This window comes from Blautia sp. MSK18_10 (assembly GCF_020553185.1).
GTDB lineage: Bacteria > Bacillota > Clostridia > Lachnospirales > Lachnospiraceae > Blautia_A > Blautia_A wexlerae.
The window spans coordinates 1-779 of record NZ_JAJCGT010000117.1 but is presented as its reverse complement, the minus strand read 5'-3'; the positions used below and the strand labels follow the sequence as shown (position 1 = coordinate 779).

The 779-nt window shown below is 47.8% G+C and carries 1 protein-coding gene; it reads right to left on the bottom strand.

Features of this window, described 5'->3' with window-relative positions; translation table 11 throughout:
* The coding region (locus LI074_RS17065) for a GHMP family kinase ATP-binding protein (protein WP_331463777.1) at positions 1–779 on the bottom strand (779 nt) is incomplete at both ends.

Here is a 779-nt window from a genome sequence, read left to right as displayed (position 1 = left end):
AGGCTGTCCATAAATACTTCTTTCAGACGTTCTTCTACCATCTGCCTTGTCACACCCTTTTTCAGTATCACCTGAAGGAAACCGCCACCACCGGCACCACATACCAGCTTTCCGTCCACCAGTTCCTCAATACTGCTGAAAATCTGCTCAATCAAAGTGTTACTGCTTCCGGCATCTATTTTCTTACTCAGTTCCCAGTGATAATCCAGAAGCTTCGCAAAACCGTCTACGTTTCCACGCTCCAGTTCAAAGCGCATCAGTACTGCTGTTTTCTGGATCTCCTCCAACGCAAACAGACTGTCCGGTTCATTGCCCACATAGCGCCCCACCACATCACGGAGAAGATTTCTCGCCAGACGCCTCTGCCCTGTATAGATCAGGACAAATCTCTCATCCAGTTCCTTCTTTGTCTGCGGTGAAAGCTCTATGTGTGCTACCTGAAGCTGCTGTTGAAGCCCAGGCATGGAGGTAATATATTTAAGACCAGATGTAATACCTCCGACCTGATCCTGCCATCCGCCTCCTGTAGACATGATCTGCTCCATTGCCAGTACATGGGCATATAAATCTTCTTCTGTATATGCGATTCCCATAAATTCAAACACTGCCTTCACACAGGCTGCCGAAAGAATAGATGAGGTGCCAAGACCGGAACCTTTGGGAACATTTGTTACCTCAGAATGCATAACAAAACCACTGCCAAGACGTTCCAGTATTTCACCCAGAGTATGTCCTTCCCTGGGAATGATCCCACAGGCAAGAAGACAAGCCTTCTGCAG